Annotated in this window: 13 protein-coding genes; 3 read left to right on the top strand and 10 right to left on the bottom strand. The window is 42.2% G+C overall.

From position 1 onward, the window contains the following. Nucleotides 1-163: 163 nt before the first annotated feature. A complete protein-coding gene (locus MOB01S_RS10850; RefSeq protein WP_084349716.1) occupies nucleotides 164-1345 on the top strand; it encodes an MFS transporter in 1182 nt (393 codons plus the stop codon). A 157-nt stretch (nucleotides 1346-1502) separates the two neighbouring features. Here MOB01S_RS10850 and MOB01S_RS10845 read toward each other — a convergent pair whose 3' ends face one another. The 4 genes from MOB01S_RS10845 to putP all read right to left on the bottom strand — a co-directional run bounded on the left by MOB01S_RS10845 (nucleotide 1503) and on the right by putP (nucleotide 7232). Next, entirely contained in the window at nucleotides 1503-2294 is a 792-nt protein-coding gene (locus tag MOB01S_RS10845) for an ankyrin repeat domain-containing protein (RefSeq protein ID WP_066805253.1), read from the bottom strand. Between the two features lie 77 nt (nucleotides 2295-2371). Continuing rightward, a complete protein-coding gene (paeA, locus tag MOB01S_RS10840; RefSeq protein ID WP_066805242.1) occupies nucleotides 2372-3682 on the bottom strand; it encodes a polyamine export protein PaeA in 1311 nt (436 codons plus the stop codon). A 167-nt stretch (nucleotides 3683-3849) separates the two neighbouring features. Then, entirely contained in the window at nucleotides 3850-5508 is a 1659-nt protein-coding gene (locus tag MOB01S_RS10835) for an ABC transporter substrate-binding protein (protein ID WP_066805240.1), read from the bottom strand. A 224-nt stretch (nucleotides 5509-5732) separates the two neighbouring features. After that, nucleotides 5733-7232, bottom strand: coding sequence for a sodium/proline symporter PutP (gene putP, locus MOB01S_RS10830; protein WP_066805238.1), 1500 nt, complete (start codon nucleotides 7230-7232; stop codon nucleotides 5733-5735). Nucleotides 7233-7639: 407 nt separating this feature from the next. On the opposite strand from putP, the gene MOB01S_RS10820 reads away from it, so the two are divergent. Together MOB01S_RS10820 and MOB01S_RS10815 are read left to right on the top strand one after the other, a co-directional pair. Continuing rightward, nucleotides 7640-8029 carry a hypothetical protein gene (locus MOB01S_RS10820; protein ID WP_066805232.1) on the top strand — a complete coding sequence of 130 codons (390 nt, stop codon included), beginning with the start codon at nucleotides 7640-7642 and terminating at the stop codon, nucleotides 8027-8029. 160 nt (nucleotides 8030-8189) lie between these two features. Next, nucleotides 8190-9845, top strand: coding sequence for a fatty acid--CoA ligase (locus MOB01S_RS10815; protein WP_066805224.1), 1656 nt, complete (start codon nucleotides 8190-8192; stop codon nucleotides 9843-9845). A gap of 90 nt (nucleotides 9846-9935) precedes the next feature. On the opposite strand, the gene MOB01S_RS10810 is transcribed toward MOB01S_RS10815, so the two are convergent. The 6 genes from MOB01S_RS10810 to MOB01S_RS12570 all read right to left on the bottom strand — a co-directional run. Further along, a complete protein-coding gene (locus MOB01S_RS10810; protein WP_066805221.1) occupies nucleotides 9936-10487 on the bottom strand; it encodes a DUF6630 family protein in 552 nt (183 codons plus the stop codon). 53 nt (nucleotides 10488-10540) lie between these two features. Then, nucleotides 10541-10981: a hypothetical protein gene (locus MOB01S_RS10805; RefSeq protein ID WP_066805218.1), complete on the bottom strand. Its 441-nt coding sequence runs from the start codon at nucleotides 10979-10981 to the stop codon at nucleotides 10541-10543. Beyond that, nucleotides 10974-11468 carry a Holliday junction resolvase RuvX gene (ruvX, locus tag MOB01S_RS10800; protein ID WP_066805215.1) on the bottom strand — a complete coding sequence of 165 codons (495 nt, stop codon included), beginning with the start codon at nucleotides 11466-11468 and terminating at the stop codon, nucleotides 10974-10976. Before ruvX ends, MOB01S_RS10805 begins: the two co-directional genes overlap by 8 nt. 8 nt (nucleotides 11469-11476) lie before the next feature. Continuing rightward, nucleotides 11477-12043 (bottom strand): YqgE/AlgH family protein, encoded by a 567-nt coding sequence (locus MOB01S_RS10795; RefSeq protein ID WP_066805197.1) that lies wholly within the window; start codon nucleotides 12041-12043, stop codon nucleotides 11477-11479. 61 nt (nucleotides 12044-12104) lie between these two features. Then, nucleotides 12105-13772 (bottom strand): DNA repair protein RecN, encoded by a 1668-nt coding sequence (recN, locus tag MOB01S_RS10790; protein WP_066805195.1) that lies wholly within the window; start codon nucleotides 13770-13772, stop codon nucleotides 12105-12107. Between the two features lie 150 nt (nucleotides 13773-13922). Next, nucleotides 13923-14129, bottom strand: a 207-nt coding sequence (locus MOB01S_RS12570) for a hypothetical protein (protein ID WP_218016097.1), incomplete at its 5' end; no start/stop codon positions are given.

Here is a 14129-nt window from a genome sequence, read left to right as displayed (position 1 = left end):
AGAGATTTTTTTATTTTTTTAAAACTTCAAAAAATCACATAACATGGGTGTCATTATACATGACTTTTTGGATATTGCAAGTATTTTTTTGAAAATTTTTTGGGTTGCGAACTTAACATTTCTTTGGCAAAATGACAACAATTCTACTTAGTGATACCGATTGATGACCCCTTCAAAATCCGCCATACCCTTAGCTCTCCTGTGCGTTTTCCTTGTTTTTTCTGCCATAAATATGCGTTCGCCCATTGTCATGCTAGGCTCGGTTGCCAGCACATTGACAGACACGCTTGGAGTATCTGTATCTACGATTGGGCTACTTGGGGCGTTGCCCATGCCGATGTTTGCATTGGGAGCGTTGGTTGCACCACGTTTTGCCAAGCGTTTTGGGCTAGAAAATATGATGATAATCAGCACCGCCATACTTGCTATATCCGTACTAGGGCGAGTGTGGTCTGGGGTATGGGGGCTGTATGTCGGCACGGTCGCACTCTCACTCGCCATTGGGTTTTTAAACGCTTTGACCGCCCCTTTTATCAAAAAATACGCCTCAAATCACATCGCTTTGACCACAGGTCTGTTTAGCCTATCCATGTCACTCTTTGCAGGAATGTGTGCCTATGTGGTCGTGCCACTCATGGCGGTCATGTCGTGGCAGGTGGCGTTGTCGTCTTGGGGGGTGGGAGCAATTTGCTCATTGATAATTTTGTTGTTTATCAATAAGTTGTCAAAACAATCGTCCCAAACTACCGCCTTAAATGCTGGAACTGGCACACCATTTAACGCATGGAAAAATAAAGATGCTTGGTATCTGGGCATATACATGGGCATACAATCCCTGCTATTTTATACGGTCGCCAGTTTTTTGCCATCAATCGGCATGAGTTATGGGCTAACACTGGCACAGGCAAGTGGCTTGGCGTTGGCATTTCAGGTGGTCGCCCCCATGGCGATATTTTTGTTGACTTTTTTGATTAAAAGAAATTTTTCTATAAAAATCATTGCCTTAGTAGCAAGTATACTAAATGTCATTGGGGCAGGAGGGCTGATTTGGTCGCCTGATTATCTGCATCTATGGTCAGCAATCATGGGTTTTGGGGGCGCATCTATCTTTACACTATCACTAATGCTATTTTCAATTCGCACAAGTAACGTGGAGAGTGCCAGAGATTTGTCTGGTATGGTACAGGCGGTGGGCTATGGCGTGGCGTTTTTTGGGCCACTGATTTTGGGAAAATTATACGAAAAAACAGGCACTTGGGAGCTGTCGCTCTATGTGCTATTTATCCTGATGTGTGTCAATGTGGTGTTTGGCTGGCTCTCTGGCAGTGGGGAGAAGGTGGATTAATACACGCCAATCTCAACTGCACATAGATACCAAAACAACTTTAAAAATGATACAAATTAGTCATTGTCCGTAGGGGCAAATCACCATTTACCCCTACATCTTAAAAATAAATACATTTAAATCAATAAGTTATTAGGTTTGACATAACTTCTTAAAATCACTCACAACTTGCTTTGCCAGTGCGGTGATTGACCACGCCATAACTTGCCAGTAGCTTTTGCATTTCTACATGACCTCGTGTACACGCATAAGAATAAGCAGACTGGTTATAGGCGTTTAATTTTGGGTCTTTGGTGGTCGCAACCAAATTGGGATTAGCACCTTGTGCCAATAGGTATTTGACCGTTTCAATGCGATTGTTGCTTGCTGCTACCATAATGAGTGTTTCGCCATCACTTTCTACCGTTTGGTCGTTTAAATCCACCTTTTGCTTAGCATTTAATTGGGCGTGAATTTTTTTCACAATATTGGTATTTTTTCCCAAAACAGCAGATTTAAGCACATTGTAGACATCGCCTTTATCAGTTGCATAAAGGCTTGCACCCTTAGCCATTAGATAATCCACCATGTCCTCATAACCAATAAATGCCGCCCAGCCAAGTGCGGTTTGTTCAAGACTGCCTGTATCTTTGGCTTCTAAATCTTGACCATTTTCTACCATATATTTGACGGTTGGCAAATCACCTTTTTTAACTGCATCAAACCACTGTGCATGCTCACCTTTTGAAGGTTCTTTATAGAACACACGCCATGCTAATTTTTTCTCATTGGCAATATCAAAATTCTCCTCATCGCTAAAACGAAAGCCTTGTTGGGGAGTAGGTTTGGTTGATGATTTTACCTCGTCTGTTTTGTTCAATGTTTCAACCTTGTCGGCAACAGCTTGGGGGGCTGTACAGGCACTTAGCGTGATAAGACAAACTGCGGTGGTTAGCACCAGTTTTTTCATTGCAAATTCTCCATATAATAAATAAAAATAACATCATAACAAATATTACCATAATTTACAATGTACCATATCCAATCTCACTCACTTTCACCCATCATCTCAATCGGCATTCTGGTTACAAGCACTTGGTCAATTTTAAAATGGTCAATGTCCACCACTTCAAATTTTAGTCCTTCGTGTATGACAAAATCAGCAGGTCTTGGAATTTTTCGCAAGCGATACATAATAAATCCCGCCAGCGTTTCATAATGGTCCCAATCAGTAAACTCACATTCTAGGGCGTGTCTGACATCATCAATGGGCGTACTGCCTTCAATCAGCCACGAATGTTCATCTCGCTGAATGATTTGCTGTTCTTCTTCAATGGGGGCAACCCAATCGCCCATTACCGTCATCATAATATCCGACAAGGTAATAATCCCCACCACAAGAGCATATTCATTGATAACCACCGCCAAATCTTCTTTGTTGGCACGGAATTTATCCAACAGTTCAGACAAAGTCAGCGTATCTGGAATAATCAGCACATTTCTAATGGTGGACTCGTGAATATTTAAAATAGACTGATGATTTAAAATCCGCACCAAAATATCTTTGGTATCCACATAACCAATCACATTGTCAATATTTTCGCCACATACCAAAAATTTAGAATAAGGGTATTCGGCAATCTTTTGGCGAATGCTCTCTTCGCTTTCATCAAGCGTAAAATAAACCACATCTTCTCGCACGGTCATTGATGAGGGTACGGTGCGTTCTTCTAATTCAAAGACATTTTCAATAAAATGCTGTTCTTGTTGCAATACCACGCCAGCCTCTGCCCCTGCGTCCACAATGGCGGATACATCATCAAAGGTGATACTCTCTTCTCGTACTGTGTTGATTTTAAAAATACGAAAAGTGAGATTGGCAATGCCATTAATAATCCACACCAAAGGCTGGACCACCTTGATAACCACCAGCACAGGATTAATCACCAACAACGCCATTTTTTCAGGGTTAATCATCGCAAGGCGTTTGGGAATGAGGTCGGCATAAAGGATAAACAAAAGCGTAACCACCACAAAACTGGTAAAAAAAGCAATATTATCTAGATACTGACCGTGATAAATATAGCCAATCCATTGAGTAAAATAAGGGCGTAGTGACCCCTCACCTACCGAACCACCCAAAATGGCAACAGCATTGAGCCCAATTTGGCTGGTGGCAAAAAAGTCGGCAGAATGCTCTTGTAGGTGCATGATTTTATCAGCACGTTTATCACCGCCTTCACTGATGAGTTTTAGTTTGAGTTTTCTAGCCCCCGCCAAAGAAATCTCGGAAATAGAAAAAAAACTAGACACCAAAATCAAAACTAAGATTAAAAATAAATTTTGTAATAAATCCATACGATTACATTAAAGATAAATTTGATATAGTTTATCAAGTTGGCTTTAAAATGCAAGCATTAAAGGGATTTTGGGTAACATGGTAACAAATTTCATAACAATCGCCACAAAAAAGCATTCGTAAAAAAAGCACTCATGGTGTGAGTGCTTTTTGACTAATTGATACATCAATGTTTTAGAATTTTTAAATCTTTGACCTGCCATTGGTTTTGTGGATCAACCTCCATAAATCCTTGCACATAAGGTTTGACAAGGCGTGGCGACACATAATGGTAGATAAAGATGGTTGCTGCATCTTTGTCCAAAATACCTTCTGCTTGTGAATACAATTCGGCACGTTGTTCAGGCGTCACCTCCACACCCAGCGTCTTTTGCATGATGGCATCAAATTCAGCACTCTTGTATTTGCCATAGTTGTTAGAATCGGTGGATAAGAATGTATTTAGGAAAGTAGATGGTTCGTTATAATCAGCACACCAAGCGCCACGAGCCACGTCATGTTTTTGGGTACGGCGAGTGTCTAGGTAGGTTTTCCATTCTTGGTTGTTTAGGGTGATTTGTACAAAACCCAAATCCTTTTTCCAAATAGAATCTGCCGCCACAGCGATGGTTTTATGACTTTCACTGGTGTTGTAAAGCAGTTCAAATTTTAGTGGGTTTTGTTCGTTATAACCTGCTTCGTTCAGAAGTTTTTTGGCTTCTTCAACACGTTTGGCTCTGTCCCACGCCTGCCACTCTGGGGTGTAGTTTTTCATACCACTGATAGAAGGTGGCGTAAACTGATAGGCAGGGGTTTGACCTTGTGCCACAACCTTTTCAGCGATGGTTTCACGGTCAAAAGCAAGCGACAGGGCTTTACGCACACGCACATCATCAAATGGCTTTTTGGTGTGGTTAAACTCATAATAATAGGTGCATAGTTTGGGCTGAATTTTGACTTCACTACCAAGCTCGCTTTGTAGCTGTTTAAATTGGGCGGGCGGTAAAGCATCTGCCGTCATGTCAATTTCGCCTGCTTTATAACGTGTTACATCGGTCGTATCAGAATCAATTGCCAGTAGCGTTACTTGGTTGATGGTGGTGTTGGCATCATCGTAGTAGTTTTTGTTGCGTTCTAATACAATACGTTCATTGACAATCCAATCTTTGAGGGTATAAGCACCATTACCGACAAAATTACCCACACTTGTCCATTTGTCGCCATAGGTCTCAACGGTTTTTTGGTGAACAGGGCTAACTGAGGTATGAAATAACGCATCAGGGAAATAAGGTACAGGCTCGGACAATGTGATTTCTAGGGTTTTATCATCAATTGCTTTGACTCCAAGCATATCTGGTTTGGTTTTGCCATCTACGATGTCTTGGGCATTCACCACTTTTAACCCTGCCAAATAAGTGGCATAAGGCGATGCTATCTCTGGTGTTACTAGACGGCGAAAACTATACACAAAATCATGGGCAGTAACAGGGTCGCCATTACTCCACTTGGCATCACGCAGTTTGAATATCCAAACTTTGTTATCTGCACTTTCCCATTCTGTTGCCATACCACCAACTGTCTTGCCGTTAACATCTGTGGTGGTAAGACCTACGAGCATTTGGCGTAAAATGTTGGATTCTGGCACACCACCTACTTTATGTGGATCAAGCGATTCAGGTTCGGCACCGTTATTGATAGTGATTTCTTGTTTTTCGGCAAGCTCCTGTGTGGCTTGGGTGCTTTGCTCTTTTTTGGTGTCGGTTGCAGGTGTTTTATCGCCACCACAACCTGCCAAAACCATGCCAAGTGCCAATGTTAGTGCGGTGGGCAAGATATGCAATTTCATCGTATTTTCCTTATAGAATGAATTGAAATAAAAGTAGCCAAAGGGCTTTTTAAATATAAGCCGACAACCAACCAAAAGTCAAGCAATTTATAAAATATATCATAATTTTTAATAAAATTTGTGGTTTTATAAATCACATAAAAACCTTAGTATTTATGGCAATTTTACCAAATCACACTAAAAAACACAGCCAAATTTGACTGTGTTTTTAAAAATAACAACAACTATTTTAACAATTTTTCCATACTTTCAAACCGCTCTGCAATCTCACGTTTTGGTGCTGGCGTTAGAAGACTGACCACAATGGTGGCAATCATACTTGCCACAAAGCCGGGCATGATAGAATAAATAACATCATTGGCAGGCTTACCTGCGATAGTAATCTCTCCATACACCCAGACGATGACAGTCAACGCCCCAACCACCATACCAGCCAACGCCCCAAATCGGTTCATGCGTTTCCACATAAGCGACAGTAGCACCAAAGGTCCAAAAGACGCTCCAAAACCTGCCCACGCGTGCGACACTAACTCCAACACCGAGCTATTTTTATCGCCCGCAATGACGATGGCTACCACTGCCACTGCCACCACCGAGATACGCCCTACCATGATTTGATTGGCTTCTGTGGCTTCTTTGTGCAAAAACAATTTATAAATATCACGAGTCAGCGAACTACTAACCACCAAAAGCTGGCTAGAAATGGTACTCATAATCGCCGCCAAAATCGCCGCAAGCAAAAATCCACTAATCAAAGGATGGAACAGTACTTGTGAAAACAGTAAAAAAATCGTCTCAGGGTCATCAAGCGTGATGTTTTTGTCATTGGTATAAGCCACACCCGCCAAACCAACAAGCAATGCCCCGATGAGTGATAAAATCATCCAACCCATGCCAATCAGCGTGGCGGTCGGTACGTCCTTGACAGAGCGTATCGCCATAAAACGCACGATGATGTGTGGCTGTCCAAAATACCCAAGCCCCCACGCCATGAGGGAGATGATGCCCATGGTGGTTACGCCATTGGTCCAGTTAAAAACATCAGGGTTGGCAAATTTGGCACTAGCAAGTCCAGTCTCCACGCCACCAATGGCATCAAATGCCACCACAGGCACCAAAAGCATGGCAATGAGCATAATCACCCCTTGCACAAAGTCGGTAAGACTCACCGCCAAAAACCCACCAAACAAGGTATAAGCCACCACCACGCCTGCCGTTACCCACAAACCCAAATCATAGCCAAGCCCAAGCGAACTTTCAAACAGTTTGCCACCAGCAACAAGGCTGGCTGCTGTATAAACAGTAAAAAATACAATCACTACAAAAGCCGACACCAAACGCAGAGCATGGGACGAATCATCAAAGCGGTTGGCAAAAAAATCAGGCAAAGTTATGGCGTTATCCGCAATCTCCGTATAGACACGCAAACGTGGTGCAACCAATAAATAGTTGGCAAATGCCCCAATGGTTAGCCCAAGTGCAATCCAAATAGATACCACACCAGAACCATACATATAACCGGGCAATCCTAACAGTAGCCACCCTGACATATCAGATGCACCTGCCGAGAGTGCCGTAACAGCAGGCGAGAGATTGCGACCGCCTAGCATATAGCCCTCTACGTCATTTTTTTGTTTAAAATAGGCATAAACCCCAATGGCAATCATCAATATAAAATACAACGCCAAAGAAATCCATACGCCAAAAGCGACTTGTCCGCCCATGGTTTTCTCCTTTTTAATTTATAAAAATAAATAATGTATTTATCAATAGCTACGATAAAACATTTACATTATACCAAATTTTAAATCTTATTCTTAACTTTATTTTATCGCCGATTGATGATTTGAAAATTCTCTTAAACAATACACATGAACGACATTTTTCACAACATCAACCACCCATAAAGTTGAATACTGGCACACTTTTGTTAACCAAATCCAAAAACATTGTAAAGCAATGCCCATAATCTTACCAAAATTTGCGATTGTTACCAACAAATCCCAACTATGATAAAAAATTCTAACGTTTTTCCAAAAATTATTTATTTTTACCAAACATTTATGGCGTATCATATACCCAATGCCAAGATGAGTTGGCAGAAAATTTTATCCATTCAACGAGAACTGATATGAAAAAATCCATCTTAGCTTTGACCGCCATTTCATTCCTTGCCAGTAATTTTGCCTTTGCTCACGGCAATCATCAGGGCAACCACCCAAAACACAACCCAGAATTTCACCAAGCGATGAGTGAGTGCATGGCACAGGCGGGCATTGAAAAACCCAAATTTGACAAAGATACCAAACCTGAATTGAAAAAAGATGGACAAGCCAAAAACGAACGTACCCCAAATACTGACCGTCCCGAACCACCCAAAGATGCACAGGGCAGACCAATGCGTCCACAACACGGCAAACACCCAAAGCTAGAAATGACAGATGCTCAGCGTAGCCAAGTAGATGCCTGCCTAGCTAAAAAGGGTTTTGAAAAACCCCAAAAGCCTCAAAAAACTTCGTAAACTTAACCATCTAGACCGCCCATGTTGTTGGGCGGTTTTTTTGGTATGGGTAAAATTTTGTAAATTTGTAAAAAAATGTGTCATAAATCACTTTACAACTGTACTAAAATTGGTTATGCTAAATCACAAATCCACCCATTTTATCTGAAAGGACACAATGATGAACCGCCACACCTCTCACGGCTACGAAGCCAGCTCTCACGCCTACCCCTATCCACTCATCATCAAACAACTGCTAAACCGTGCCAAATCCGTCTCACTTGACCAAGAGATTTTTTATGCTGATAAAGCCAGATTTACTTATCGTGAGTTTTTGGTACGCATACAACGTTTTGCCAATGTTTTGACCAATTTAGGTCTAAAACGTGGCGATGTCGTGGCAGTCATGGATTGGGACAGCCATCGTTATTTGGAGGCGTATTTTGCCATTCCTATGTTGGGGCTGATTTTGCAGACGGTGAACATTCGCCTATCGCCTGACAAAATTTTATACACCCTAAATCACGCCAAGCCAAAAGCCATCTTGCTAAATTCAGAATTTATGCCAATGATTGGTAATCATATTCATGATGTGCCAAGCGTTGAAAAAATCATCTGGCTTGACGACCATGCCACGCCTGCCCCTGACTTTACAGTAGGTGAATACGAAGAGCTGTTGTCAAAAGCAAATGATTCCTTTGATTTTCCTGATTTTGATGAAAATACCATTGCTACAACTTTTTATACTTCTGGTACGACAGGCGACCCCAAAGGTGTGTTTTTTAGCCACCGCCAAATCGTCCTACACGCCATGGGTGTGGCTATGGGTGCTAGCCTAAACCCTGATGAGGTTGGACTGCGTTACTCTGATGTTTATATGCCTATCACGCCGATGTTCCATGTCAATGGCTGGGGCATTCCCTACGTTGCTACCATGATTGGTCTAAAACAAATCTATCCTAGTCGCTATGTGCCTAGCTTGTTGGTGGATTTGGTATTTAAACATAAGGTTACTTTTACCCACTGCGTTCCCACCATTTTACAAATGATGTTAAAAGAAGCAGGTGAACGTGGCGTGCAGTTTGACGGCTTAAAAATGATTATTGGTGGCTCACGTCTGACCGAAGGACTTGCCAAATCAGCCCTAGCCTCTGGCATTGAGGTCTATACCGCCTATGGCATGAGCGAAACTTGCCCTGTGATTACAGTAGCAACATTTGACACCAAAGAACCATTAACCCTAGAAAACTCACTTGCCACACGCATTAGCACAGGCTCGCCCACACCTCTTGTGGATTTGCAGATTTGGGACGAACACGGACAGCCCATGCCCCAAGACGGCAAAACAGTAGGTGAAGTGGTGGTGCGAGCCCCGTGGCTGACCCAAAGTTACTTTAAAAATACAGACGCAGGAGATGCTCTATGGGCAGGTGGTTATCTGCACACCCAAGACATCGCCCACCTAAGCAGTCAAGGCGTACTACAAGTAACCGACCGCCTAAAAGACGTCATCAAATCAGGCGGAGAGTGGGTGTCATCACTAGAAATTGAGACCATTTTGTCATTACATCCATCTGTGGCAGACATTGCAGTGATTGGCGTGCCTGATGACAAGTGGGGCGAAAGACCAATCGCCTTAGTGGTCAAAAAAACCAACCATGACGACACCACGCCCAATGACATCTTGGCATTGGCGGTACAAGCCTATGAGCGTGAGATTATCCCCAAATACGGTATCCCAAACGAACTTAGATTTGTGGCTGACATTCCAAAAACCAGCGTGGGCAAACATGACAAAAAAGTCATTCGCACACTGGTGGCAGAAGGCAAGTTATAATTCTTTAAAAAACCCAAGTATAAACTTGGGTTTTTTATTTGAGAATCAGATGTGTGCGATTTTAAAATTTTATGAACAAAATCACCATATTTATTCCACCACCAAACCCAATTCATCTGCCAACGCCAACAGTTTGGGTTTGGCTGTTTTATCAACCACAAAATAATTAACATCATCATCGCCACTAAATATATGTAATAGCGTAAATTCGCTTTCATTTTCTAATTTGTGGCAAATGTAGTTAAAATCCGTGATAAAATCATCACTGAATCTATTAAATTGGTTGTTTTGCTGATGAATTTTGGTGTATTCGTCATAAGACGCATGAAACTTTTGCCCAATCTGTTCGCTGATGTATTTATTTAAATAATCATAATCAATCTTATAATCATCACGATAATACACCAAAAGACTATCAAACAAATAAGAAACCACCCAACCATTTAATGCCAAATCATCGTCATCAAAATTGGCTTTAAATAAACGGTTTAGGACACTTTCATCGCAGTCACATTCTTCTGCTAAAAATTGAGCAAAAATTTTCCTATCGCCAACCAAACTATCAAATAACACCGCCATTTTATGTGCAATGCCATCATCATAACCCAATAACTGGATAAATGTAAAAAATTCGTTTTTCATATAAAAAAACCTAAACCCTCATTTCTATATCATAAAACCAAACAAGGGCAAATCTATGGATTTGGATTTTCCAAAAAATTTAAAAACTTTTTTAAATTCACCCGAAACAAAAACGGCATACCAAACCACGCAATCATCGCCAAAAATAAACTCATATAAAATTGCACCGTTTTATCCATAAGCCACATCGCCAAAGCAAACATGAGTAGCCCCACGCCCACCGCCAAAATCATCTGCAAAATGCCCTTTTGGATAATGTGATAACGCCCCAAAATAAACACATGATACACACTCATCGGCATGGATAGACCAATAAGCACATAAGGTAAATAATGAAATGCCCAATAAATCAGCGTGTTATCCTTAAAATTTGCCAGACTTGCCAATGTCCCAAACACACAAAAACAGCCCACCGCCAACAATCCCAAATACACACTGATGTTGGCAAGTTTAATGGCATCTTTGATAAGCTCTACCACACGCTGATTAGTCATGGCTTTCCCTGTCTGGATTGTCGTGGTAATTGCCCACATACACCGCTCTATCAGGCTCATAAAAATAACCATCAATCAAAATACACGCCGACACATCATCAATGGGGTCTTTGTCGCTTTTTATCCAGCCACGTTCCCACGCCAATGCTCGTGCCTGCCGACTGGTGAGCCTTTCATCACACAGATAGACACGCACAGGCGACTGACGCTCACCCAGACGGTGCGACAGACGGCGAGCAAATTTAAAGGCACGCTTGGACAACATAGAATCACTGCCGTCCATATTCAAAGGTAGCCCCACCAGCACCGTATCCACCTGCCATGACGCAATCATGCCTAGCAAATTATCCCAGTCAGGTTGTCCGTTATTCATCGCCAAAATATCAAATGGACGGGCATCACAGGTTAATGTGTTGCCAAGTGCCATGCCCATTTTTTTTACACCAAAATCCAAGGCAAGGATAATCTTTGGGGCGGTCTGTGTCATCATATTCCTTAGGCTCGTCCGATATGTGTGGTAAATTTACCCAAATCAACACCAAGTTTTTGGTATGCCAAATCCAATCTGTCAGTAAATTTGGCTTCAAACAAAATATGCAAATCAGCAGGGCAAACAAACCAATCATTATCAGCCAGCTCTTTTTCAAGTTGCCCTTTTGACCAACTACAAAAACCCATACACAACAAATAATGTGGTATTTGATTCATATAAATTCTGGTCAAAATATCCTTACTGGTCGTCAGACAGACATTTTCACCCACCACAAACGAGGAGGCATAACTGTCAGGCAATCCTGTATGTAACACAAAACCCGCCTCAGGACGGATAAATCCCCCTTGCATGGCTGGCGTTTGCATGGTTTGTTTGGGACTTGGCAAATCAAGCTCATGAAGCAGTTTGCCAACCGACTGCGATAGTGGTTGGTTGACGATAAAGCCCCATGCCCCTTCTTTGTTGTGCCGACACAGATAAATCAACGCATCAACAAAACGCTCATCAGGCATACTAGGGCTAGGAAGCAAAAAATGGTGAGTAAGTTTTAAGGTATTGTTTTTATTCATAAAATCATCAATTCATCTGATGTAGATACGCCCAATCACATTGGGTTTGTATTTATAATAATCACCATGTCGCCACATCATCAAGGAGTTGTTTGGCATGGTCAAGTGTGGCTTTTGTGATTTGAACACCCCCAGACATACGAGCCAACTCATGTATTTGGGCATCGCCTGTGATAACTTGGAGTGTACTGGTGGTTTTTTCGCCATGCTCTTTGGCAACCAAAATATGGCGATGACCTGCCGCCGCCACTTGGGCTTGGTGGGTGATGGCAATAAGCTGACAGGCATTACCTAGCGTACGAAGCAGTTTGCCCACCACCTGAGCTGTGCCACCACTAATGCCCACATCTACCTCATCAAACACCAAAATCGGATTGGTCTGACTGCCCATGCCTGCACTCATCACTTGCATAACAAGAGCCATACGAGACAACTCACCGCCTGATGCAACCTTGTGCAAAGGTTGCATGGGCATACCTACGTTGGCACTAAACAATAAATGGATATCGTCAATGCCATGCACATTATAATCTTCGGTGGCTTTTGGTTCAAATACAAATTGCAATGTCGCATTGGGCAATGCCAACTCTGTTAATTGATGTTGTAATTTTTGACAAATGGGCGATGCTACCGCTTCACGAGCTTGTTTTAGTATATGAGCATGACCAAGATAGCCCTGATATGCCTCCTCAACTTCCTTATCCAATGCTTTGGCATCTGGCAGATTATCCAACTCATCAAATTCTGCCTGCCAGTTTCCTGCTTGTACGGTCAGCTCATCAACTGTGGTTTGGTGTTTTTTGGCAAGTCTGTGAGCCAATCCCATCAGATTGTTTAGTTCATCTAAACGCTCCTCATCAGGCAGTGATTGCTCGGCATAATCCATAAGCCTTGCCACCGCATCATCTATCTGTTCTGATGCATTGGTTAAAAGCTCGCTACATTCGGCAAATACTCGGCTTTTGTCGGACAAGTTATCACAAATTTTTAGGCTACGCCCCAACAGGGTGGTAACACTCATTTCCTCGTTATCCAAATGCCCTACCGCCTGCACGGCTGATTGCATGAGATTTTCTAGGTTGGATAGCTCATCATATTCTTGCTCAATCTGCACCAAATCCACCCCCAAAAGTGGCTCAATCTCACCAAGTCTTGCAGATAGCAACGCCATGCGGTCGGCTCGTTGGGCGGATTTTTCTTTGATGTCTAAGGCTTGTTTTTTTAAATTTTGCCACGCATGATAAGCGTGTGCCACCGCCTGTTTTTGGCAAGATAATTCACCAACCTCATCAAGCCAATCCACAACAAATTGTGGTTTTAATAATTCAAGTCCTGCATGCTGTGAATGAATGTTTACCAATATCGCTCCCAGTGATTTAAGCTCACCGATACTGGCAGGCATACCATTTATCCATGATTTAGAGCGACCATTGACACTGATTTTACGGCGAATCAGCAAGGTATCCTCAAACTCCCTATCATGCTCGGCAAACCACGCCTGCACGCTGGTGTCGTTTGCCACATCAAATTCACCAAAAATGCTTGCTTCATCATGCCCCATACGCACCATGCCAGCGTCCGCTCGTCCACCCACACATAGGGATAGTGCGTCTAAAATCAATGACTTACCTGCACCTGTTTCGCCTGTAATGACGTTAAAACCGTCATCAAAATTGACCGTATATTCATCAATCAATGCAAAATTTTGTAGGGTTAAAGAAGTGAGCATGGGCATTTTGTCCAAAAAACAAAAATGCTATTTTAGCATAAATGGCAATGTTTGGATAAAATTTGTGTCAAAAGCATTGGTGATGGGAGGTAGGTAAAATAATGGAATAATCGGGCGAAAAATAAAGGTGCATGAGTTGCACCTGTATTTTTATCGTTTAGAGAATTTTTGGTCTAGTTCTTTTGCCAAAATCCAACCTGCACTTTCTAACATGGCAACGGAAAGCGTGGGTGCAACCATTTGACCCAAAAAAGGAACGAATTTGGACAGTTCTTTTGCCATAGTTTTAATGGGTTGTTTGAGCATGGGGTTTTTAATGGCAGAAATCGCCATGCCTTTGGCAACTTCTTCACTAAT

It is taken from the genome of Moraxella oblonga NBRC 102422, from assembly GCF_001598275.1.
In the GTDB taxonomy this organism is placed as follows: Bacteria; Pseudomonadota; Gammaproteobacteria; order Pseudomonadales; family Moraxellaceae; genus Moraxella; species Moraxella oblonga.
This window is presented reverse-complemented; position numbering and strand designations above follow the sequence as displayed.

Bases quoted from the DNA above. Each gene is read 5' to 3' on its own strand.
- MOB01S_RS10810 (WP_066805221.1), bottom strand. From the start codon at position 10,487: ATGAAAAACGAATTTTTTACATTTATCCAGTTATTGGGTTATGATGAT.
- MOB01S_RS10850 (WP_084349716.1), top strand. From the start codon at position 164: ATGACCCCTTCAAAATCCGCCATACCCTTAGCTCTCCTGTGCGTTTTC.
- paeA (WP_066805242.1), bottom strand. From the start codon at position 3,682: ATGGATTTATTACAAAATTTATTTTTAATCTTAGTTTTGATTTTGGTG.
- putP (WP_066805238.1), bottom strand. From the start codon at position 7,232: ATGGGCGGACAAGTCGCTTTTGGCGTATGGATTTCTTTGGCGTTGTAT.
- MOB01S_RS10820 (WP_066805232.1), top strand. From the start codon at position 7,640: ATGAAAAAATCCATCTTAGCTTTGACCGCCATTTCATTCCTTGCCAGT.
- MOB01S_RS10835 (WP_066805240.1), bottom strand. From the start codon at position 5,508: ATGAAATTGCATATCTTGCCCACCGCACTAACATTGGCACTTGGCATG.
- MOB01S_RS10795 (WP_066805197.1), bottom strand. From the start codon at position 12,043: ATGAATAAAAACAATACCTTAAAACTTACTCACCATTTTTTGCTTCCT.
- MOB01S_RS10805 (WP_066805218.1), bottom strand. From the start codon at position 10,981: ATGACTAATCAGCGTGTGGTAGAGCTTATCAAAGATGCCATTAAACTT.
- ruvX (WP_066805215.1), bottom strand. From the start codon at position 11,468: ATGACACAGACCGCCCCAAAGATTATCCTTGCCTTGGATTTTGGTGTA.
- MOB01S_RS10815 (WP_066805224.1), top strand. From the start codon at position 8,190: ATGAACCGCCACACCTCTCACGGCTACGAAGCCAGCTCTCACGCCTAC.
- MOB01S_RS10845 (WP_066805253.1), bottom strand. From the start codon at position 2,294: ATGAAAAAACTGGTGCTAACCACCGCAGTTTGTCTTATCACGCTAAGT.
- recN (WP_066805195.1), bottom strand. From the start codon at position 13,772: ATGCTCACTTCTTTAACCCTACAAAATTTTGCATTGATTGATGAATAT.